Annotated in this window: 22 protein-coding genes and 2 pseudogenes; 16 read left to right on the forward strand and 8 right to left on the reverse strand. The window is 60.2% G+C overall.

Annotated features, from left to right (window positions below; all coding sequences use genetic code 11):
* Position 1 precedes the first annotated feature (1 nt).
* The 12 genes from AC0ZZU_RS10600 to AC0ZZU_RS10655 all read left to right on the forward strand — a co-directional run bounded on the left by AC0ZZU_RS10600 (position 2) and on the right by AC0ZZU_RS10655 (position 11,343).
* Positions 2-442: a tail fiber assembly protein gene (locus AC0ZZU_RS10600; protein WP_476340535.1), complete on the forward strand. Its 441-nt coding sequence runs from the start codon at positions 2-4 to the stop codon at positions 440-442.
* Between the two features lie 72 nt (positions 443-514).
* Entirely contained in the window at positions 515-1,693 is a 1,179-nt protein-coding gene (locus tag AC0ZZU_RS10605; protein WP_476340536.1) for a phage tail sheath subtilisin-like domain-containing protein, read from the forward strand.
* A gap of 12 nt (positions 1,694-1,705) precedes the next feature.
* Positions 1,706-2,215: a phage major tail tube protein gene (locus tag AC0ZZU_RS10610; protein WP_476340537.1), complete on the forward strand. Its 510-nt coding sequence runs from the start codon at positions 1,706-1,708 to the stop codon at positions 2,213-2,215.
* Positions 2,216-2,243: 28 nt separating this feature from the next.
* Positions 2,244-2,540: a phage tail assembly protein gene (locus tag AC0ZZU_RS10615; RefSeq protein ID WP_476340538.1), complete on the forward strand. Its 297-nt coding sequence runs from the start codon at positions 2,244-2,246 to the stop codon at positions 2,538-2,540.
* Between the two features lie 132 nt (positions 2,541-2,672).
* Positions 2,673-5,783, forward strand: a complete 3,111-nt coding sequence (locus tag AC0ZZU_RS10620) for a phage tail tape measure protein (RefSeq protein ID WP_476340540.1) — start codon at positions 2,673-2,675, stop codon at positions 5,781-5,783.
* Positions 5,784-5,791: 8 nt separating this feature from the next.
* Complete coding sequence (locus AC0ZZU_RS10625) at positions 5,792-6,637, forward strand: phage tail protein (protein ID WP_476340542.1); 846 nt, start codon at positions 5,792-5,794, stop codon at positions 6,635-6,637.
* Positions 6,612-6,818: a tail protein X gene (locus AC0ZZU_RS10630; protein ID WP_476340543.1), complete on the forward strand. Its 207-nt coding sequence runs from the start codon at positions 6,612-6,614 to the stop codon at positions 6,816-6,818. The genes AC0ZZU_RS10625 and AC0ZZU_RS10630 overlap by 26 nt, the downstream gene beginning before the upstream one ends.
* Before the next feature lie 63 nt (positions 6,819-6,881).
* Entirely contained in the window at positions 6,882-7,928 is a 1,047-nt protein-coding gene (locus AC0ZZU_RS10635) for a phage late control D family protein (protein WP_476340545.1), read from the forward strand.
* A gap of 34 nt (positions 7,929-7,962) precedes the next feature.
* Complete coding sequence (locus AC0ZZU_RS10640) at positions 7,963-8,511, forward strand: glycoside hydrolase family 19 protein (protein WP_476340546.1); 549 nt, start codon at positions 7,963-7,965, stop codon at positions 8,509-8,511.
* Complete coding sequence (locus AC0ZZU_RS10645; RefSeq protein WP_476340547.1) at positions 8,508-9,029, forward strand: lysis system spanin subunit; 522 nt, start codon at positions 8,508-8,510, stop codon at positions 9,027-9,029. The genes AC0ZZU_RS10640 and AC0ZZU_RS10645 overlap by 4 nt, the downstream gene beginning before the upstream one ends.
* 355 nt (positions 9,030-9,384) lie before the next feature.
* Positions 9,385-10,365 (forward strand): hypothetical protein, encoded by a 981-nt coding sequence (locus AC0ZZU_RS10650; protein WP_476340548.1) that lies wholly within the window; start codon positions 9,385-9,387, stop codon positions 10,363-10,365.
* A 129-nt stretch (positions 10,366-10,494) separates the two neighbouring features.
* Positions 10,495-11,343, forward strand: coding sequence for a hypothetical protein (locus tag AC0ZZU_RS10655; protein ID WP_476340549.1), 849 nt, complete (start codon positions 10,495-10,497; stop codon positions 11,341-11,343).
* A 595-nt stretch (positions 11,344-11,938) separates the two neighbouring features.
* On the opposite strand, the gene AC0ZZU_RS10660 is transcribed toward AC0ZZU_RS10655, so the two are convergent.
* From AC0ZZU_RS10660 to AC0ZZU_RS10670, 3 genes are all read right to left on the reverse strand, one after another.
* Positions 11,939-12,613, reverse strand: a complete 675-nt coding sequence (locus tag AC0ZZU_RS10660) for a carboxymuconolactone decarboxylase family protein (protein ID WP_476340550.1) — start codon at positions 12,611-12,613, stop codon at positions 11,939-11,941.
* A gap of 97 nt (positions 12,614-12,710) precedes the next feature.
* Positions 12,711-13,097: a (R)-mandelonitrile lyase gene (locus AC0ZZU_RS10665; RefSeq protein ID WP_476340551.1), complete on the reverse strand. Its 387-nt coding sequence runs from the start codon at positions 13,095-13,097 to the stop codon at positions 12,711-12,713.
* Positions 13,098-13,243: 146 nt separating this feature from the next.
* Positions 13,244-13,672: a (R)-mandelonitrile lyase gene (locus tag AC0ZZU_RS10670; protein ID WP_476340552.1), complete on the reverse strand. Its 429-nt coding sequence runs from the start codon at positions 13,670-13,672 to the stop codon at positions 13,244-13,246.
* 133 nt (positions 13,673-13,805) lie between these two features.
* On the opposite strand from AC0ZZU_RS10670, the gene AC0ZZU_RS10675 reads away from it, so the two are divergent.
* Positions 13,806-14,696, forward strand: coding sequence for a LysR family transcriptional regulator (locus tag AC0ZZU_RS10675; RefSeq protein ID WP_476340553.1), 891 nt, complete (start codon positions 13,806-13,808; stop codon positions 14,694-14,696).
* A 158-nt stretch (positions 14,697-14,854) separates the two neighbouring features.
* On the opposite strand, the gene AC0ZZU_RS10680 is transcribed toward AC0ZZU_RS10675, so the two are convergent.
* Positions 14,855-15,364: a ProQ/FinO family protein gene (locus AC0ZZU_RS10680; RefSeq protein ID WP_476340555.1), complete on the reverse strand. Its 510-nt coding sequence runs from the start codon at positions 15,362-15,364 to the stop codon at positions 14,855-14,857.
* Between the two features lie 243 nt (positions 15,365-15,607).
* Here AC0ZZU_RS10680 and AC0ZZU_RS10685 point away from each other — a divergent pair, with 243 nt between their 5' ends.
* Positions 15,608-16,822, forward strand: a complete 1,215-nt coding sequence (locus tag AC0ZZU_RS10685) for an aldose 1-epimerase family protein (protein ID WP_476340557.1) — start codon at positions 15,608-15,610, stop codon at positions 16,820-16,822.
* A gap of 197 nt (positions 16,823-17,019) precedes the next feature.
* On the opposite strand, the gene AC0ZZU_RS10690 is transcribed toward AC0ZZU_RS10685, so the two are convergent.
* The 3 genes and pseudogenes from AC0ZZU_RS10690 to AC0ZZU_RS10700 all read right to left on the reverse strand — a co-directional run.
* Positions 17,020-17,421, reverse strand: a complete 402-nt coding sequence (locus AC0ZZU_RS10690; protein WP_476340559.1) for a VOC family protein — start codon at positions 17,419-17,421, stop codon at positions 17,020-17,022.
* A 17-nt stretch (positions 17,422-17,438) separates the two neighbouring features.
* A pseudogene (locus tag AC0ZZU_RS10695) lies at positions 17,439-17,615 on the reverse strand (SDR family oxidoreductase); the annotation flags it as partial.
* Positions 17,616-17,653: 38 nt separating this feature from the next.
* A pseudogene (locus AC0ZZU_RS10700) lies at positions 17,654-17,755 on the reverse strand (SDR family NAD(P)-dependent oxidoreductase); the annotation flags it as partial.
* A 138-nt stretch (positions 17,756-17,893) separates the two neighbouring features.
* On the opposite strand from AC0ZZU_RS10700, the gene AC0ZZU_RS10705 reads away from it, so the two are divergent.
* Both AC0ZZU_RS10705 and AC0ZZU_RS10710 read left to right on the forward strand, forming a co-directional pair.
* Positions 17,894-18,793, forward strand: a complete 900-nt coding sequence (locus tag AC0ZZU_RS10705) for an AraC family transcriptional regulator (RefSeq protein WP_476340561.1) — start codon at positions 17,894-17,896, stop codon at positions 18,791-18,793.
* The gene (locus AC0ZZU_RS10710) at positions 18,790-19,518 is read left to right on the forward strand and encodes a carbon-nitrogen hydrolase family protein (RefSeq protein ID WP_476340562.1); all 729 of its coding nucleotides are present in this window, start codon (positions 18,790-18,792) and stop codon (positions 19,516-19,518) included. The genes AC0ZZU_RS10705 and AC0ZZU_RS10710 overlap by 4 nt, the downstream gene beginning before the upstream one ends.
* Positions 19,519-19,675: 157 nt before the next feature.
* On the opposite strand, the gene AC0ZZU_RS10715 is transcribed toward AC0ZZU_RS10710, so the two are convergent.
* Positions 19,676-20,080 (reverse strand): DUF6632 domain-containing protein, encoded by a 405-nt coding sequence (locus AC0ZZU_RS10715; protein WP_476340563.1) that lies wholly within the window; start codon positions 20,078-20,080, stop codon positions 19,676-19,678.
* Positions 20,081-20,534: the final 454 nt, after the last annotated feature.

Genomic DNA, 20,534 nt, shown 5'->3' on the forward strand with positions numbered 1-20,534 from the left:
CATGTGGGCACGAATTGAAGGCGAGGCGGTCGCGGAAGTCACGGACAGCGACCCCGCCGGGCGATTTCACAAGGCGCTGATCTGGGTCGAATGCCCTGCTGAGGTCGGCGAAGGGTGGACCGTGCAGGAGTCGCAATTTCGGCCGCCGCGTCCGTCGTCATTCCACGTCTGGAGCCAGGGCGAGTGGACCCTTGACGTGGAGGCAGAAGCGGAAGGCCTTAAGCAGCAGGCCCTCGCCGAAGCCGCGCGCTTGATGGCTGCCGCGACTCAGGCGATGGCGCCGTTTCAGGATGCGGTCGACCTCAAGATTGCGACCGCTGACGAGCAGGCGGCGTATGACGCGTGGCGGCTGTACCGCGTCGATCTGAACCGCATCGAGCAGCAGAGCGGTTTCCCCCGCACGATCGATTGGCCCGCGCTGCCGACCGCCAATACCGAGTGACGCGAGCGCGTCGGTTTCACCTTCCTCTTCCTGGCCCCGCTTGCGGGGCTTTTTTGTATCTATGGAGTACCCATGAGCGGATTTTTCCACGGCGTTACCGTAACGAACGTCGACACCGGCGCGCGCACCATCGCCTTGCCGTCGTCCTCGATCATTGGTCTGGTCGACACTTTCACCCCGGGCCCAGGTGCTGACGGCACCCCCACGGCGAAAGCCAATGACCTGGTGCTGATCACCAACGAGCGCGAGGCAATCGCAGCCTTCGGTTCCGATTCGGCGATCACCAAGGCCTGCCAGGCCATCTACACCCGCGCCAAGGCGGTGATTGTCGCCTGCGGCGTGGCCAAGCTGGAGGAGGCGGCCGAGCAGACCTCGGCCATCATCGGCGGCGTGAAGGCCGACGGCACGCGGACCGGCCTGCAGGCGCTGCTGAACGGCAAAAGCCGCTTCAACGCCCAGCCACGGTTGCTGGTCACCCCCAACCACAGCGCGACCCTGGCGATTGGCACCGCGCTGGTGGCCCTGGCCGACAAGCTGCGCGGCATCGCCATTATCGACGGCCCGGGTACCACCGATGAGGCGGCCATGGAGTACGCCGAAAACTTCGGCGCCAAGCGCGCGTTCATGGTCGACCCCGGCGTGCAGTACTGGGACACCACGGCCAATGCCACGGTCGACGCGCCGGGCTCGGCCTGGGTCGCGGGCCTGTTCGCCTGGACCGACAACGAGTACGGCTTCTGGGCCTCGCCATCGAACAAGGAGTTTGTCGGCATCACCGGTACCACCCGTGCGGTGGAGTTCCTGGACGGCGACGAGACCTGTCGGGCCAACCTGCTGAACAACGCCAACATCACCACGATCATTCGCGACGACGGCTTCCGCCTGTGGGGCAACCGCACGCTGTCCAGCGATCCGAAGTGGGCCTTCGTCACCCGCGTGCGGACCATGGACATCGTCATGGACGCGATCCTCTACGGGCACAAGTGGGCGGTCGACCGCTCGATCACCGCGACTTACGTCAGCGACGTGACCGAAGGCCTCCAGGCGTTCATGCGCGACCTCAAGAACCAAGGCGCGATCATCAACTTCGAGGTCTACGCCGACACCGAGCTCAACACGGCCAGCCAGCTGGAGCAGGGCAAGGTGTACTGGAACATCCGTTTCACCGACGTGCCGCCCGCCGAAAACCCCAACTTCCGCGTCGAGGTCACCAACCAGTGGCTGACCGAAGTCCTCGATACCGCCGCTTAAGGAGCGACCGCAATGGCAATGATTCCCGAAACCCTGACCAACACGAACCTGTTCGTGGACGGCACCAGCTTCCAGGGCGATGTTCCCAGCCTGACCCTGCCCAAGCTCACCCTCAAGATGGAGGAGGGGCGTTACGGCGGCATGGATGTACCGATCGAGCATGACATGGGCATGGAAAAGATGGAGGCCGGCTTTGTCACCACCGGCGTGCGCCGCGAGTCGCTGAGGTTCTTCGGCCTGGCCGATGGCACCGCCTTCAACGGCACCTTCCGAGGGGCCTACAAGGGCCTGAAGGGCAAGACCACCCCGGTGGTCGTGACCCTGCGCGGCAGCATGAAAGAGGTGGACATGGGCGACTGGAAGGCCGGCGACAAGGCCGAGATCAAGCACAACCTCGCCGTCACCTACTACAAGCTCGATGTCGACGGCCGCACCGTCTACGAAATCGACCCGCTGGGCATGAAGCGTGTGATCAACGGCGTCGACCAGTTGGCCGCGCAACGCTCGGCCCTGGGCCTCTAACTCCCATCTCTGACAAGGACACCGCACCATGAGCAAGCCAATCCCTAAATTCCTGACCCTGACCGCTGACCGCGTCGTCGTGAAATTGACCGTGCCCAGCGAGCTCAACGGGGTGCGCGTCGACAGCCTGTCGATGCGCACCCCGACCGTGCGCGACGTGCGTACCGCCCAGGCGACTGCCAGTGGCGACGACGAGCAGCGCGAATTGAACCTGTTCGCCTCGCTGGCCGAAGTCAGCCCCAAGGACCTCGAAGGCCTGTCCCTCAAGGACTACAACCGCGTGCAGGCCGGGTATTTTCGCCTGGTGCAGGACGACGAGCTTTGACCCCGAGGTGCAGCGGCGGCTGGCCCGGCGCGTAGCCGCAGAGCTGCACTTTTCCATCGAGGAAATCATGACCATGCCGTTCAGCGACATGGTCTGGTGGCTCAGGGAGTGAGCCGGTAATGAGGATTGCCGATGGCAAGTAAACTGGCGTTAGCGGTGATGATTGGCGGCGCCGTCAGCTCGACGGTAGGGGCCGCGTTCAACACGGTCGAAGGCCGCATCAAGAAGCTGGAGGACAAGGGCAACAAGGCCAAGGTGCTGAAAAGCACCATTGGCGAAACCATCCGGTTGCGCGAGGAATGGAAGAAAGCGCACGACAGCGGGTCGGCCTCGGCCACGGGCCTGCTGCGCAAACTCAATGGCAACCTTGATTCCTTGCGCAAGCAGGGGGTCGAGGTCGCCAAGCTGGGTCAGGAGTACCAGCGCCTCGGACGTGCGGCGAAGGCGGCCGATCTGCAGCTCAAGGGGCACCAGCAGCTTGAGCAGGGCAAGACCGGCCTCAAGTCGAGCTTGGGCCAGGCGGCCATTGGCGTCGGCGCGGTGGCGATACCGACCAAGGTCAGCGCGGATTATCAGGCGATCATTCGCGACATTGCGATCAAGTCCGACATCGTCAACAAGCCGGAAGAGGCGCAGCTCAGCCAGACCGTGATCCAGACGGCGCAGGACACGGGCATGGCCCGCAACGACGTGGCCGACCTGGTCAATCAGCTGGTCGGCGCGGGTATGGACGTCAAGCAGGCCATGGCCTATGCACCGACGGCCGCCAAGTTCGCCGTGGGCCAAGGGGCCAGCGGGGTCGACACGGCCAGCATGATCATGGCGCTGCAGCAGAACGCCAAGATCACCGATCCCAGGATCATGCAGCAGGCGCTCGAGGCGATTGCCCTGCAGGGCCAGGCGGGCAGCTTTGAAGCTGCCGACATGGCCCGGTGGTTCCCCCAGCTGTTGGCGGGCATGGAGAAGAACGGCAGCACCGGCATGGATGCGGTCAGTTCACTGGGCGCCATGCTGCAGGTGCAGATGAAGACCGCCGGCGGCTCGGATGAGGCGGCCAACAACCTCAAGAACTGGATGGAGAAAATTGGTTCGGGCGAGGTGGTGGACGCCTACAAAAAGGTCGGCATCGACTATCAGGCGTCGTTGAATACCGGAATTCAAAAGGGCATGTCGACGCTGGAGTCGAGCTTTGCCCTGGCCATGAAGTACATCCAGGCTACCGACCCGGCGAAGGCCGCGAAGATGGCCGAAGCCCAGGCCAGGATCAGCAAGGAAACCGACCCCGAGAAAGCCAAGGCCATGCTCAATGCCTTGGAGCAGTCCCTGCGTACCGGCGATATCTTCGCCGACATGCAGGTCAAGGCGGCGCTGACGGCTTATGCGGCCAACCGTGGGCTGTATGAGCAGCTGAAAAAGGACTCACAGAATGCCGCGGGCATTCTCGACAAGAACCTTGCCGAGCGCCGCGAAGCCTCGTCGCAGATCTGGTCCGAAACCGCCCAGGCGGTCAACGACTCGATGCGCAGCATTGGCGATGCTATCCGGCCGATGACCGACGGGGTGGCCAAGGCCATTACCGCGACAGCCAAAGGTTTTACCGGTCTTTCGGATGAGGCCAAGCCGGTGGTCGCGGGTGTGGTCGCGGTGGGGGCCGGCTTTGTGGCCCTGCGGACCGCGTTCAATGCCTTCAAGATCGGCAAGGGTCTGCTCAACATCGGGCGTGGCGCGCTGCAGGGCAAGACCGGCAGTGTGCAGAAGGTTTTCGTGACCAATGCGGCCGATGGTGAGGGCGAAGACGGCAAGCCGGAAGGCAAGCGGGAAGCCGTGCTAAGCCTGGTCGAAGCCGGGCTTAAGGCGTTGGGCCGCAAGGGCGACGCGGAAGGTGGCGACGGCGCCGAAGCGGCGGGTGAAGGCGGCAAGCAAGGGTTTGATCCCGTCGAGACCGGGCTGAAAGTGATTGACCTGTTCCGCTCGGCCAAGGAGGACGGCGGCGGGGAGGGCGACGGCGGCGCGCGCGGCGGCAGTTCAGAGCCGCAGAAAGTGTTCGTGGTCAACGCCCATGACCTGGGTGGCGGTCCTGGTGCGCAGAGCGGACAGGGCGGTCGGCGTGGCTCGCGCCGTCGTCGCGCAGGTCGTAACGGCGGCGGTGCAGCGGGTCGGCCACCGACTCCACCGCCTGCACCCCCAGCACCACCGCGTCCGGCACTGGGGCGGATGGCCAGAATGACCAGTATGGTTGGCAAGGTCGGTGCGCTGGGCAAGATGGTGCCGGGCGGCGCGCTGCTGGAGACGGGCCTGAGTCTCGCCAGTACCTACCAAAACGCCGAAACCCAGGACGAGAAGGCCGAAGGCTACGGCGGTGCGGCTGGCGGCCTGGCGGGCACGCTGGCCGGTGCTGCAGCGGGTGCGGCCATTGGCTCGGTAGTGCCAATCATCGGGACCGCAATCGGGGGGGTGATTGGTGCCGCGCTTGGCAGCATGGGCGGCGAGGCCGCCGGTGGCTGGCTGGGCAAGTCCTTGTTTGGTGAAAGCAAACCGGCCGAGGTGGCCAGCGCAGAGCCGGATGAAAAGGCGGAGAAGGCCGAAAACCCTCCCGCACCTGGGGATGCTATGCGGGCTGCAGTTGCCGTTGCGCCGGCACCGGCCACACCAGAAACGGTCACCCCGGAGCCGGTCATGCCGCAGAAACCGCCCGCGCCCGGGGATGCGATGCGGGCTGCGGCTACACCGGCCCCGGCACCAGTCACGCCGGTACCGGTCACGCCGCCGCCGGTTGTGCCGCCGAAGCCGGCCGTGCCAGCGCTTGGGATCGCTACGGCCCCCGTGGCCCAGCCGAAGGGCGAGCCCTTGCCTGTACCTGGGGAAGCAATGCGGTCCATGGCGGAGACGGCCCGCCAGCAAGCCAAGGCGCAAGTGGCCGCCGGCAGCATGCCGTCGCCGCCGCAATTGCAGGCCCCCGTCCCGGGTGCCGTGGTGCGTGCGATGGCCCAGGCGGTGCCGCAGGCGCCCAAAGTGGCGGAGGTGGCCAAGCCCGCCGAGAAAGCCGAACCGGTAGCGCCCAAGGTCGACCAGTCGTTTGAGTTCAAGCCCAGCCTGACGATCACCGTGCAGGGCGATGTCAAGGACCCAGCACAGCTGGCCCGCGAACTGGAGCCGCACATGCGCGCCCAGTGGGAGGCTTTCTCCCGCGAGGTCGCCGCGCGGCAGGCCTCAAGCCGGCTGTTCGATGAACCACACATCTAGGAGGTGCCATGGCCTACATGGAGCAACTGCAATCGGTGCTGAGTTACCTGGTGTCGGCGGGGGAGTCGGGCCGCACCAGTCTGGACGGCATGCTCGGGCCGCTGACCGGCGCCGTCAACGACATGACCGGCGCGGCCGCCGAGCTGGAGAGCGTGCCGTTCATTGGCCCGGCCATCGGCGCCAAGCTGCAGCGGACCATGCGGGCGGTGAATGCCGCTCAGTCCGCGGTGGGGCAGGTGGCGGCGGGGTACAACCAAGCCGTCTCGGCAGCCAGTCAAGTGCAGGAACGGCTGGGCTCGCTGAAGGAGCAGGCGGGCAAGGCGGGGGCGGCGATCAACCGCATTGCGGGCAAGGTCAGCCCGTCGCTCGGCAACATTGTGCCTACGGGCGCCCTGGCGCCCGAGGTGACCCCGGCGGCCGAAGCCGTAACGCCGTTCCCGCACCTGCTGATCCTGCAGCCGCTTGATCCGAATGCGCAGCCGTACTACTTCAACATGGATACGGCAGCCTTCGAGGAGCTGCGCCGGCAGACTGCGTTCCGCTGGGCCGGGCAGGAGCGCCTGACGCGCAGCATTGCCCAGCAGGCCATCGGCCTGGGTGAGGACAAGCTGAGCCTCAAGGGCGTGATCTACCCGGGTTTCAAGGGCGGCCTCAAGCAGCTGGACACCCTGCGCAGTATCGGCCGCACGCTGCAGCCGGTGAGCCTGACTACGGGCTACGGCGAGGTGCTGGGGTCCTGGTGCCTGCTCAGTGTCGACGAAGAACAGGGCGCCCTGCTCGCCGGTGGCATTCCCCGTAAACAGTCCTTTTCCTTGGAGTTCGTGAGCTATGGCGACGACCTGCAGAACGTCTGACGGCGACCTGCTCGACACCCTCTGTCACCACCACTACGGCCACCTCAACGGTGCCGTCGAGGCGGTGCTCGATGCCAATCAGGGGCTGGCCGAAGAACCGCAACCCTTCCGCGCTGGCGTGCTCATTCGCCTGCCGGAGCTGGCCACGCCGTCGGTGGAGTCGATCCAGCTGTGGGATTGATCCCGCGTTACGCGTAACGAACCCCGCCGAGTGCGGGGTTTTTCATTTCAGGAGGCAGCCCCCGTGCAACCCACTTTCCGTATCGTCGCGGACGGCAAGGACATTACCGCGCTGATCAACGACCGTTTGCTGCTGTTGCGCACCTCGGACAAGCCCGGCATGGAGTCGGACGAGTTCGAGCTGCGCATCGACGACCGTGATCAGGCCGTCACGCTGCCCAAGCGCGGCGCCGGCATCGAGGTGTACCTGGGCTACGTCGGTGCCGCTCTGGCCCGCCTGGGCCGCTACACCGTGGACGAGGTCGAGGTGTCAGGCCCGCCCGATACGATCGTGATCCGGGGCAAGGCCAGCGACATGCGCGGCAGCGGCAAGACTGTACGCAGCGGCAGCTGGGAGGGCGTGCCCTTGTCGCAGATCGTGCGCGACGTGGCCGCCCGCAACGGCTGGCAGCCGGTGTGCCCGGTGCAGACCAAGGTCGACCGCGTCGACCAGCGCAACGAATCCGACTTCAACTTCATCACCCGCCTGGCCAAGCAGTACGACTGCACCGCCAAGGTGGCCGACGGCAAGCTGCTGGTATTGCCCCGGGAAGCCAGCGAGAGCGCAAGCGGCAAGGCGTTCGGCGCCGTCACCCTGGGCCGTGCCGACCTTAGCCGCTACCAGTTTCGCCTCGGCGATCGCAGCACCAACAAGGCTGTGCGCACCCAGCATCAGGACAAGAAGACCGGCGAGCTCAAGGTGGTGGAGCTGGGCAACGACGAGTCCCCCGACGGCCTGCCGCCGGTGCATACCGACCGGCATGTCTACCCCAACAAGACCGCCGCCGAGCAGGCCGCCAAGGCGCGGCTGGCTGCGTTCAACCGCAGCACGGCCGCAGTGCGCCTGGAAATGACAGGGCGTACTGACCTGTTCGCCGAACGCAAGATCAACGTGCAGGGCCTCAAGGCCGGGCTCGATGGCGAGTACCTGGTGGACAGCGTCGAGCAGGTGTTCACCCAGTCGGGCTGGACCACCACGGTCGAGTGCAACGGCGGCAAGAAGGGCAAGGCCAAGGCCAAGGGCAAGAAGACCAAGAAGACCGAAAAGCCGCTCAGGACCGAGCAGCTGTAAACGGGCCGTACGCGGCCATCACTGGAGACACGCTATGACCATCACCGTGCAGCAGCTGCTGCAGATCCTCCCTAACGCCGGCGCGAAGAAAGCCGGCGTTTTTGTTCCTGTGCTCAATGCCGCCATGGGCAAGTGGGGCATCGTCACCCGCGAGCGCCGCGCTGCATTCATCGCCCAGGTGGGCCATGAGTCTGGGCAGTTCCTCTACCTGCGTGAGCTGGGCAGTGACAAGTACCTGAGCAAGTACGACACCGGCACGCTCGCCGCGCGCCTGGGCAACACGCCCGAGGCCGACGGCGACGGGCAGAAGTACCGCGGCCGGGGCTTGATCCAGATTACCGGGCTGGCCAACTATCGGGACTGCGGCGAGGCCCTGGGCCTGGACCTGGTCAAGCACCCCGAGCTGCTCGAGCAGCCCGAGCACGCGACCAGCTCGGCGGGCTGGTACTGGCAGTGTCGAGGCCTGAACACCCTGGCCGATCGGGGCGCCTTCGAGACGATCACCCGGCGCATCAATGGTGGGGTCAACGGCCTGGCCGATCGTAAGGCGCTGTATCAGCGCGCCCTCGCGGTGCTGCAGTGACGGGGCTGAATTGGCGCCTGGCAGCACTCGCGCTGCTGCTGGGACTGGCCGCGGGCGGTCGTGGGGCCTGGCTGTGGCAGGCCAACAACTACGGCGCCCAGCTGGCCAAGCAGACCGGGGCCTACGACACCGAACGCGAGGCGGCGGCGAGCGCTGCCCTCGACCAGCTGCAGGCGCAGCAGGACGCCCGCAGCACCCTGGAAAGCCGCCTGCAGGCGCAAGACGCTACCCACTTCAAGGAATTGCAAGATGCCCAACAAGACCGCGCTCGCCTGCGTGACAGGCTTGCTACTGCTGACCTCCGGTTGTCAGTCCTACTCGCCCAGCCCAGCATCGCCCCGGGTAGTGACGGTGGGTTGCCAGTCGCCACCGGCGCCGGCGGCGTGGTTCATGGTGCCGCGCGAGGCGAACTTGACCCAGCGCATGCTCAACGAATTGTCGGCATCACCGGCGACGGTGACCGGGGGCTGATCGCGCTGCAGGCCTGCCAGGCCTACGTGCGCGAAATCACCAAGTAAGTAACGAGCAAGGTGAATGCGCGAACATCTAGCTTGGACCGCTGAACCCGCAGACTCTTCCTGCAAGTCCAGCTGCGGCCTCTGGCTTGTGCCGAGAACGCGGTGACCTTGCACCTGTTTATCCGCACAGTAAAAACTTGCAAGCCTAAAGGAGTCAAGGTACTTGGGCGGCCTACTGCGCTCGTTGACAGTAAGATAACAATGGTTGTACGAAAACTTTCCGGCGACGACTGGTCGCTCACTACGCTAGTCTCGACCTGCCTCACGCACGGGAGGAAAATCCCGTCATGATGGCGGTGGTGACGGCTTTGCTATGAATTTATTTATTGCGAATTACAATGGAGTGTAACGTTTAATGGTTAAACCCCGAATTGCACTTGTTGTTGGGAATGGGCTTTCCATGAGTTTCGGGAAGTTTACAGGGTTGTCAGGGAAATGGAATTCCCAGACTCCTTTGGCATGGGAAGTGGAGTGTCCACATAACGGAGGTTCATTTATTGACCAGCTCCCTCTTTTAAAAAAGCTCCACCAGTCTTTTCCTTTGCTCAGCGATTTCGAAGTTTTCAAGCAAATTCATGATCCAGAGACTTGCCGTAAGCTAGGTGTTAATCCCGATTATTGTTTGATCGAGGCAAGGCACTATTTGACCATTGCCTTTGCAAAGCTTTCGCTATTGCAAATTGAGAGTTTCAATAAAGGCTGGGGGTGGTTTAGGTGGCTTGATTATCACAAGAATGATCTAGTTTGCGCACTCTCTCTAAATTATGATTTATTACTGGAGCAGTGTTTGGATGAGTTAGGTGTGCTTTATACATCTTTTGAGGATAATCGTCCCCACTATGGCATACCACTTGCGAAGCCGCATGGTTCGGTAGATTTCGATCCTCCTGGGTTGGTGGTAGGAATACCTATAACTTATCCGATATGGATGTGGTTTGATTTAAACGATTCTCTCATGGCAAGGCTGAATAAGAATGAGTTGATGCAGCCAAGAGCTCAGCCACTTTGCATCACGCCAAACGAAGCAAACAAGTATACCAATTACCATTGGGTTAAGCCTATTAGGAATAAATTCTTACAGGAGTTACAAAGCTGTACTCACTGCGTTTTTGTCGGGATTTCATACTTTGACTGCGATCGCCCTGAGATTGATGAGATCGTACGCTCGCTTCCGGATAGCGCTCAATTAATAGTAGCGAATCCAGAGCCAAATTCAGATTTCATCGAAAGCCTTGGAGATCGCTCGGTAACTTATTGGAGGTCTTATAATTCCCCCTTGGACGAGTTTTCAAATGAACCAATGGTGCTTAACCTTCCAATTTCTGAGGTTGTTTAAGTTGTTTGTTTAGGGCTTGGTTGAACAAGGCTTGTGTGTCTCGTAGCCCATCGATTTAAGGCCCGTGGGTCTCAAGGCTGGGCAAAAACGAGTAGATTAAACGGTTCGGTATCCGATCACGTGATAAGTATGGGTGAGATTTTGAAAGAAATTAAAGTGTTTATGAATAAGGTTACATTGGTGGCGGTTGTCAACTTTGTGTTGTTCCTTGGCGGCGTTGTTTGCATCATTTTCGGATGTGTGGCTCTTGTCAGTGATGATTCAATGTCACGCGCTACTGCCGGCTTAGGAGCTGGACTGGTGTTAACGCTGGCAGCGACAATTGAACGATTTGAGTCTTTAAAGGGATTAGGTTTGGAAGCGAAAACCAGAGACTTGAAGCTGACCATCCAAGAGGCTAATGAGACGCTAATCCAGCTACGTCAACTAGCCGAAATTTCAGGAAAAACTTTGACGTCGCTTGTAGCAAAGATCGGTCGTGGAGGATCTGCGTTCTCGGTAAAGGAAAGCCATGAGCTTTCGCGGGAAATCCGGAGGAATCTGGCTGAATTGAAATCTGAAGAAAGCTCAATATTTCGAGCGTTGCGACCGTGGGTCCAAGGTCTTTGCAGTGAACTGGCCATTCGTTTAGCGATCGATTTTGCAAATGACTACCGTTCTGTCGAACAATCGGTAGCGGAGGAAATTGCCGGCATGCCCTTTACGCCAGATGTCCCTAATCCGGAACGCGATAAATTAATTGGGTTTCACGAATCCATCGAAAGGCATACCTATAACAGTTATGAGGCTGACAAGTGGCCAGCCGATAAAATTTTAACCAATCTACGGAATCATGTATCAAGGGCGCCGGGCGCAGACGACGAACTGAAGAAGAGGAATTTGACCTTGATTGATTCTTGGGCAGATGAGGTAGACTATTTATTAAAGTTTAGCGATTTGAAAACGCCGCAGTTGTGGGCAGAGAAGTTTTTGCAGTAATGCAGGCAACCTAGGTGGGGTAAATCCTCAAACACGATAATCAGTTCCGAGCTGGAATGAGCGTGCGCTTTGTCATCGTCTGTCATCGAACTCAGGCGGGGCAATTCCCAATGGTCAGTTGCGCAACGAGCCTGTCCTGGGCGACATGCATATCAACGAAAGCACAGCGTTGCGCTCGGCCGATTGACGACTCAAACGAGGGTCTTCAGCTCGGCTCCGCCGCGGTCGTGATGCCACCCTTACTGGATGCCTACGTCACTGGGGTGGTTCAGGATGGCAAGAACATCATTGGGGGTACCGGGTGCGCTCTTTGCGCAGTCGTGGTGGGGCAGGAGGGATGGCGACAAAGCGCCGCAAGGACGAAAAAACGATTCCAAAACTAAAACGGCGACCCTTGAAACGCGCGGCTCGTAGCCGTCTCATTTCTTGTTTGTTTTGGAATCGATTTTCACCTTAGCGCCGCATGAATTGGGCGCTTATGTTACGGTCTTGAAAACCGTCGATGGGCAACTATCCTAGAGTTCGAATCTCTACGCTTCCGCCATATTCAAAGCCCTGATTATTCAGGGCTTTTTGCGTTTCTGGGGCGTAGAAGCTACTGTGCAGGATTGGCCAGCAGCCGCTCGGTCGCCTCGTGTACACGGCGTCCAGCTTCAGCATTGACGCGTTCGGTCAGCACATTACTCACCTGTCGCAGCTGATTGACAGTGATGCCCACGTTCATGCTGATGCGAATATGTGCCTGTAGTTGCGGTTCGACACCCGTCAGCGCCGACAGCATCGCTACGGTAGCGAGTTCACGGCTTTGCCAGTCAAGATTGTCCCGCTCAAAGATGTCCCCGAAGAGGTGAGCGCGTAGATATTCATTGGCAACTGGCGCGAAATCGAACAGCGGCCCCTCGACAGGCTGGCCTGACAGCTTGGTTTGATTGGCTGTGCCGGCAGCGAGCAAAGCATCTCCCTTCGGGATGCTTTTCTCTGGCTCTTTACCGGGGGCATCCTGGATACCGCGCTCTTTCCGTGCCCCGACTACTTTCATCAACTCGCCCAGGGCATTCAGACTGCGCGGGAAGCCCGCATAGGCATAAAGTTGCAGCAGGATTTCCTTTGCGTCGCTGACGGTTATGCCGGTATCCAAACCCTGGTTCAGCGCACAGTTCAGCTGTGCGATGTCTCCGGCGGCAGCGAAAGCCGCGATCGGCAGAATGGCTTGCTGCCGCGCGTCCAGTATGTCCGAATGGCTGTGTGCGGCGGTTGACACCTGATTCACGTGTGAAGTCTCCTGCGCTGTTACGGTTTGGCTGCATGCAACGGCCAGACTCAAGACTGTAGCGATTGCGCTAGTACGCAAGCGGGCCGTCTGGCGCTCAACGACTGCTGTATTGCTTATCACTGACTTTCTCCATCCATGAGACATTCTTCCCGTTCAACGCGCCGGTCACCGCCAGGTGGGTCATCGCTGTACTCGGACTTGCACCGTGCCAGTGCTTGACGTCAGGAGGGCACCACACTACGTCGCCGGGCCGAATGACTTGCACTGGCTTTCCCCATTCCTGAGTGAGTCCAACCCCAGAAGTCACCATCAAACGCTGCCCTAGAGGGTGCGTATGCCACGCCGATCGAGCACCGGGTTCGAATGTCACCAGACCTCCGGACGCGTTTATGTCGTCATCCGTCGGCCATACCGTGCTCGATGCGAACCTGGCCCGTAAAAAAATCGGCTGAGCCGGTAGTGGAAGGTTGCTCCCCTGCACGGGTGATCTGCTGGGCGACAGCCATGTCGGCTTGCTGCTCTCCTGCCACGGCTCCGGCAGTTTGCAAGGCTGCGGCGCATACGGCGTACCTGAGTAATGAGGACATCGGGTTCCATCCTGTGGGTTCGAGGTTTCTGAAGGAGGGGTCAATCCCTCACGAGCGGGCCGGTCAGGTATTGCTCGTCGGTCACCGCTTCCATCCAATCGGTGTTCTTGCCATCGAGCGTCTCGGTAACCGCGAAGTGCGACATGGCGGTTTCCGCAGCGGCGCCATGCCAATGGCGCTTGCCGCATGCGCAAGTTACAACATCCCCAGCACGGATCTCGGTGCGGGGGCCGCCTTCACACTGCGTCCAACCTACACCGGTCAGTACGACCAACGTCTGACCCAGCGGGTGGGAGTGCCAATGCGTCCTTGCTGAAGGCTCGAAGGTCACGATCGCACCTGCTGCACGGCCAGGCGCGGCGGCTTGAAACATATAGTCGATGCGCACAGACCCGGTGAACCAGTTCTCTGGACCTTTGGCAGATGGCTTGCTGCCGCTTCGGATGATGGTTTGATCTGAGGTGCTCATGGAATCCGCTCTCGTTCGTTGGGACCTGGCCGAGAAATACTGGGCCATTGAAAAGCCGTGGAACCAATGTAGAGGCTTCATGGATACCCAACTAGGTGGCAAAATGTGAATACACTCATGCACTGGTGGATAAATGGCGGCTCCCGATCTCAACCATCTCGTCGCGCTGCTGACCGTGGCCCGCGAGCGGAGCTTTACAAAAGCAGCAGCGAAATTAGGCGTCTCTCAATCATCGCTCAGCAGAACCGTGGCCGCGTTGGAGACTCGACTGGGAATGTTGTTGCTGATGCGCACTACCAGGAGCGTTTCTCCCACTGAGGCGGGACAACGGCTTCTGGATTCGGTCGCGCCGAAGCTGGAGGAGATCGAAGCTGAGCTGATGGCTGTCGCCGAGCTGCGAGAGAAGGCAGTAGGAACGGTGCGCATATCTGCAACGGACTACGCAGTGAATCAGTACATTTGGCCAAAACTTCAAGGTGTCCTGGCCGAACATCCCGATCTGCAGATCGAGCTCATCAATGACTATGGGCTGTCGAACATTGTGGCGGAACGGTATGACATCGGTGTGCGCTTAGGCGATCAGGTTGAGAAAGACATGATCGCTGTGCGCGTCGCGCCCAATGAGACCCTCGCCGTTGTAGGTGCTCCGGCCTACTTGAAAACGAGGTCTGCTCCCAGGATACCGTCTGATCTCACTGCGCATAATTGCGTCAATCTACGGCTCCCCACCAAAGACGCGCTTATGTCCTGGGAACTTTGGAAGGGTAATGAGAGGCTCGAGGTGAAGGTGCGGGGTCAACTGGTATTCAACAACTCCTACCAGATGCTGGATGCAGCATTGAGGGGCTTCGGCCTGGCCTACCTTCCTCTCGCGCTCGTCCAGCCTCATGTAGACGCTGGCCGACTCAGCCTGGTGCTGGAGGATTGGTTCCCAACGGTGACCGGACACCATGCCTACTACGCCCATAGACGCCAGTCTTCGCTCGCGGTGCGCCTGGTTATTGAAGCGTTACGCGCGAGCTGATGTCAGCGCCGCGTACCACGGTGGGTACGTTCACTGCTTTCAGCGGAGAGTATTCAGCAGATCGCGCGCCCATCGAGCGCGCGGGCAAGCAGTCACTCACTCTCGCATCTTGCCATTGACCCGACTGGTTGCTGGCAAGGGGCAGGGCGCCGCCTTCTTCATTCCACAGTCTGTTCCGCAGCGGTGTCAACCGCGGGGGCCGGCACGCTCGGTTTTGCCTTCGCACGATTTCGTCGGTCCTGGCTGCGTTGCCGCGAAGCCTGCTGCTTCGCATGGATCGCCTGGGCGGCGGTCACAGTGCCAGCGGCTTGACCGTTCAAGTCCAGGCGCGGCGCGTTCTCCACCATGCTTGCCCAGTACCGAGCGCCCCGGCACCAGGTAGAGATGCCCAGCTTCAGCTGTTCGCGGGTTATGCCGAGCAGCTCCAGGTGTTGCTCGGCATCCTTGAAGATGCCCTCCTTGAGCGGAACCTTGGGGGCCGGATTGACAGGGAAGGCCAATGGAAAATGCTTCTGCAATGGCCAGATCGCTTCCACCGCCGGATCCTGCTCGCGAGGCTTCTTCTGGGGCGGGGACTTCCGCTTGGGGGGTACCGCGCGCTCGGTCTTTGTCTGCTCTTTTTCAGCCCGCAGGCGATCACGTAGTCCAGCTAGTTGTTCAAAACCCATCGTTCAATTCACTGCTTCGAGGTTGATTGCGTGGCACAAGGATATTCCATGTAGCGCCTGGAGGCAGCTTAAACAGGATGAATTGCCGATGGGGCGTGGATGCGCGATGGTCGCTTGTGCTTGAAAGCAGCGTGTCGCAGTCCCAAAGGGTTCCTGACATTTGCCGGAAGCATCGCTTGCCAGGCTTGCTGAAACGTTTCCCTGAGTCTATAAAAATGCAAAACTCCAAGAAAGGCTGTTGCCATGCTCCCCCTCAAACTCTTCGTTGCTCTCAGCGCCCTGTCCGCAGCCTCGCACGCCATGGCCTGGGATTACGTTCTGCTCGACACCCACAGAGCCGCCAAGGACTGGCAGATCACTAGCCAGCAACTCGGCGTAGAAACCGACAAGCCCTTCAGCGTCACCCTGCGCACCTTGCATGGAGGTCGGCAGGAGGGTGTCAGCATCATCGACATCGATAACGGGACGATGAAACTTTCGATAGTGCCGACTCGCGGAATGAACGTCTTGCAGGCCTCGGTCGGTAATGTGCGCATGGGCTGGGATTCTCCTGTCGAGGAAGTGGTCAATCCGTCCTTCATCGAACTCAATGGGCGCAATGGCCTGGGCTGGCTGGAAGGCTTCAACGAGCTGGTCGCCCGCTGCGGTTACGAATGGGTCGGCCACCCCGGCGTCGACAATGGCGAGCTGTTGACCCTGCACGGTCGGGCCGCCAATATCCCTGCGAGCAAAGTCACCCTGCACATCGATGAGAAACCACCGTACGCCATCACCTTGCGTGGCGAACTGAAAGAACAGGCGTTCAAGAAGGTCGACTTCTCTGTCGCGACCGAGGTTGTCACCGAACCCGGCAGCGTGGTGTTCGCCCTCAACGACACCCTCACCAACAACGGTGACGATCCGAAGGAATACCAGGCGCTGTATCACAGTAACTTCAGCACCCCGTTCCTGGAGCAGGGCGCTCGTTTCGCTGCGCCGGTGAAACAGGTGTCCCCATTCAATGACAAGGCCAGGGGCGATCTGCCCGATTGGCAAACCTACCGCGCACCCACCAAGGACTATGACGAAACGGTCTATAACGTGGTGCCGTATGCCGATGCCAAGGGCGATACGTTGACCGTATTGCATAACAAGGCTGGCAATCTGGGCGTTTCGGTCGGTTTCAATACTCACACACTGCCCGTGTTTTCCCTGTGGAAAAATACCGATACCCAGGGCCAGGGCTATGTCACGGGGCTGGAGCCAGGGACGAGTTTTTCCTACAACCGCCGTTACCAGCGGCCACTGAACCTGGTGCCCACAATCGGGCCGAAGGAACACAGGCAGTTCCACATCCGCTACAGCTTGTTGGCGGACAAGGTGGCTGTAGACAAGGCATTGACGCAGGTGAGCGAGATCCAGGGTGGGCGCGAAACCGAGGTGCGGCAGACGCCATTGGTTGATCTGACCAAGGGGTAAGACAGTTGCCCACTCTTTCTGCGATTAAAGATCAGTGACCAGCGTGCCCGCGATGCTTTCGGCAAATCCACTTCCGAAGACTTGGGCTGGTGTTGCAAAACCTGGGAGTCGCTCACCGTTCATTACCCGTCGCGCAGCTTCTACGGCTGCCGCGATGCAACCGGTATAGCCCGTAGCGCCATGAATCAGAAGTGTGCTCATTGCGCGTGCTGCCATTTCTTGTACACGAATTCGAGGCTGTAGCCGTCCGGATCCTGCACATTGGCGGCGTAATAATCGGGGTCATAGTGCAAACGGATGCCAGGTGGCCCATTGTCACTTCCACCGTTACTCATGGCAGCGGCATAGGCCGCGTCCACTGCAGCTTTGCTGTTCGCGACGAAACCTATGTGAGCGGCTCGCCGTTCGACGACGCCTTCACGCAGCCAGAAGAACATCCGACCGTTCGCACCAAAGCCCTTGAGATCCGGGTGGCCAGGGGGGCCATCCTTGCCGTCGTAGTTCAGGCGCGCAGTTATCCCAAGTGGCGTCAGGGCTGCGTCATAGAATTGGATTGAACGCTCGATATCGCTCACTGCAAGGAATATGTGGTCAAGCATGAGAAACTCTCCTTTGCTCAGATGTTGTAGCCGCCGGCGACTTCGATGTTCTGGGCGTTGATCCAGGCCGCTTCGTCAGACAACAGCATGCCGATGACGCGCGCCACATCCTCCGGCTCGCCCACCCGGCCCAACGCCGTTCGAGACGCCAGTAGCGCTTCGAGCTCATCGTTAAAACCACCCCGCCAGCTTGTTCAATGTGGGCTACCACCTGCCGTGCGGCATCCGGGTTGGTCTTGTAGGTAAGGATGACACCCATGCCGCGCCGGGCCAGATGCTGTGCAGTACTGGCGCCGATACCACGGCTGCCTCCGGTAATGACGATAACGCTCATGTCCTACTCCGCTTGCGATGAACCGAGTGCCCACAGTAATCAGGTCCCGGATCGCCGACGCTCCCATTGCTGCTTCAATCCTGCCTGTTTCTGCTTTTTGCTTGCACGGCATCGCTTGCAGCCCTCAGCATGCCTGCCATGAACAACCAACTTGATGAGCTACGCACTTTGGCCGCCAGAGCCGAAAACCGCCGCACCGAGACGGGAATTCCGCGTGTTGCCATGGTTCAGGGCAAAATTCCCGAGCATATGCTGGCTGCTGTCTATGACCCGATGATCAATTTGATCCTGCAAGGGAGTAAGTCGATGACCGTGGGGGATCGCACGCTTCGCTACGATCCCGCGACTTACTTTGTTATGTCCATCGACCTGCCTGCGGTAGGCACGGTGCACGCCGCTGAGTCAGGCGCCCCGTATCTGGCTGTGAGCCTGACCCTGGATCCGATGGTGTTGACGACCTTGCTCGCCGATCTGCCAAAACCGACCGGGCAATATGAACACTACCCAGGTTTTTCCGTGGCTGCCGTCACTTCAGAGCTGATGGACGCCTGGGTACGCATGCTGCGCCTGATGGACAAGCCAGAAGAGATAGCTGCCCTTGCCCCCGTCTATGAGCGCGAGATTCTGTACCGTGTGTTGCAAGGCCCGCACGGCTGGATGTTGCGGGAGATTGCCGCTCCGGATACTGCCTTGGCACGAGTGAGCCAGGCTATACAGTTCATTCGCCGCGACTTTGCAGAGTCCATCAGAGTGGAAGAGCTTGCGCAGCGAGCGGCCATGAGTGTTTCGGCGTTTCACCGGCATTTCAAGGCTGTCACCAACCTGAGCCCGTTGCAGTACCAAAAGCGCGTGCGTCTGCTCCAGGCCCGCACCCTGATGGTGGCCAATGCCAGAAGTGTGATGGCGGCTGCGCTCGGGGTTGGATATGAGAGCCCAACTCAGTTCAGCCGGGACTACGTGCGCCTGTTCGGCTTACCCCCGGCAAAGGACACAGCGCGAATCATAGGTGTGAACAGGGTCATTTGGAAAAATTCATGAAGCTTGCCGCCGCACAAATCTCGTCCTGCCAAGGGAAGGTTGAACAGAACATCGCCAAGCACATCACTGTCATTGAGCAGGCGGTAAGCTATGGAGCGGATGGTGTTTTCTTCCCTGAGCTGTCTCTGATCGCTTACGAGCCCTTGCTTGCTGATGGCCTGGCAATACTAATCGGCGATCCGAGGCTAGAGGTGTTTCAACAGCTGAGCGACCGCTTCGGGATATTGATTGCCGTAGGTGCTCCACTGCGAGTCGAGCAAGGCATCCAGATTGCCATGTTCGTGTTCCAGCCCGGATCGGAGCGGCTCGTCTATTCCAAGCAACTCCTGCACGCCGATGAGCTGCCCTTTTTCTCCCCAGGCAGTGACCAGCAAGTGTTCGCCTTCGCCAATGAAGTGCTGGTTCCGGCCATATGCTATGAGTCGTTGCAGGACAGTCACGCACAACAGGCGTCGGAAGTGGGGCCAACAATTTACTTTACCAGTGTTGCTAAATCTCCACGGGGAGTGGCAGCAGCGTACAGCCACTACCCGCAAATAGCCCGGCAATACTCAATGGCAGTCGTGATGGCAAACTGTGTGGGGCCAGCGGATGATTTCATCGGTGCTGGCCGTTCGGGGATCTGGAGCGCTGAAGGTAACCTGGTTGCCCAAGCTGGCGAATCCGAGGAAGCGCTGGTTATCTATGACTCGCTTACTGGCGAAGGTACGGTTTTACCCCTCTGATATCGAAATAGCGATGGCATGGGCCATGACCGTGTTCGCGGTAAAGTCGCTCCTGCAGGTGCCCCAGTGCATGTTGCTCCAGAGGAGCTGGATGAAGGCCTCAAGCGACTGGAGGACGTCCTTCGCCAAGCCCTGATCCCGACACTCAAACCTGCTCTCAGGCCCCATTGCGTGTCCGGGGCCGAGCGGCCAATTGCGAGCGGGGCGTCAAGCTGGCCAAGACAACCGCCACGATGAAGAGCGCCGGCACGTCACCTGCCAAGTGCCCCATTTGCCCCGGCTGGGTGACCGCCTGGACGGCCATGATCCCTCCGTGCACGGCGCTCGACCACACGGTGAACCAGATCAGGCTGAGGTTGGCCAATGGATCACGTGCGGCCAGGATCAAGAACACGCCAAGCGTGGCGTAGATGCCAACGATCATCATCGGGTAGTCCGAGTGACTGACGTGCCAGGCCCAGCCGGACGGCCAGAACAACATGAGTGGGTAGAGAGCGAGGCACGCGAGGCCAGCCAGAACCAGGACGACGCGCAAGTACCTGAGGCGATCGACTACGGTCATGGCGGACTCCTCTTTCAGACTTAACTCTAGATTGACCCCAGTGGGGGTGCTAACGCCTTTACGGACCTGGTGGATAAAATTCCTTGTTCAGTCATCTATTCCTGACCAGGCCGGGCTACAGTCGCGTGACCGCTGAGGGGGGGTTATACACCCTGGGCGGCCGAATGCGCTCAAGCTAGGTTATCGTGCATGTCTGGCCACTAGGTAGCTCGCAATGAAGACATCGATGGAGCGACTGGAAAGATGGTTGGAAGCCAATCTCCACATCGTCTGGTGGCGAGCCCCGAACCACACATGCCTCGAAGAGGCCAGGGCGCAACCCCGCTGCAGGCCGACGAACGCTGAGATTCTGTACAGTCCGAGCATCCAGGGAGAAGGACCCGGTGATGGCAAACTACGCAGCGATGGTCACGCTGGCTTGCTCCATGCTGTGTTTGGGACACTTCTTTTGGTA

The organism is Pseudomonas sp. JE3303 (assembly GCF_056312565.1).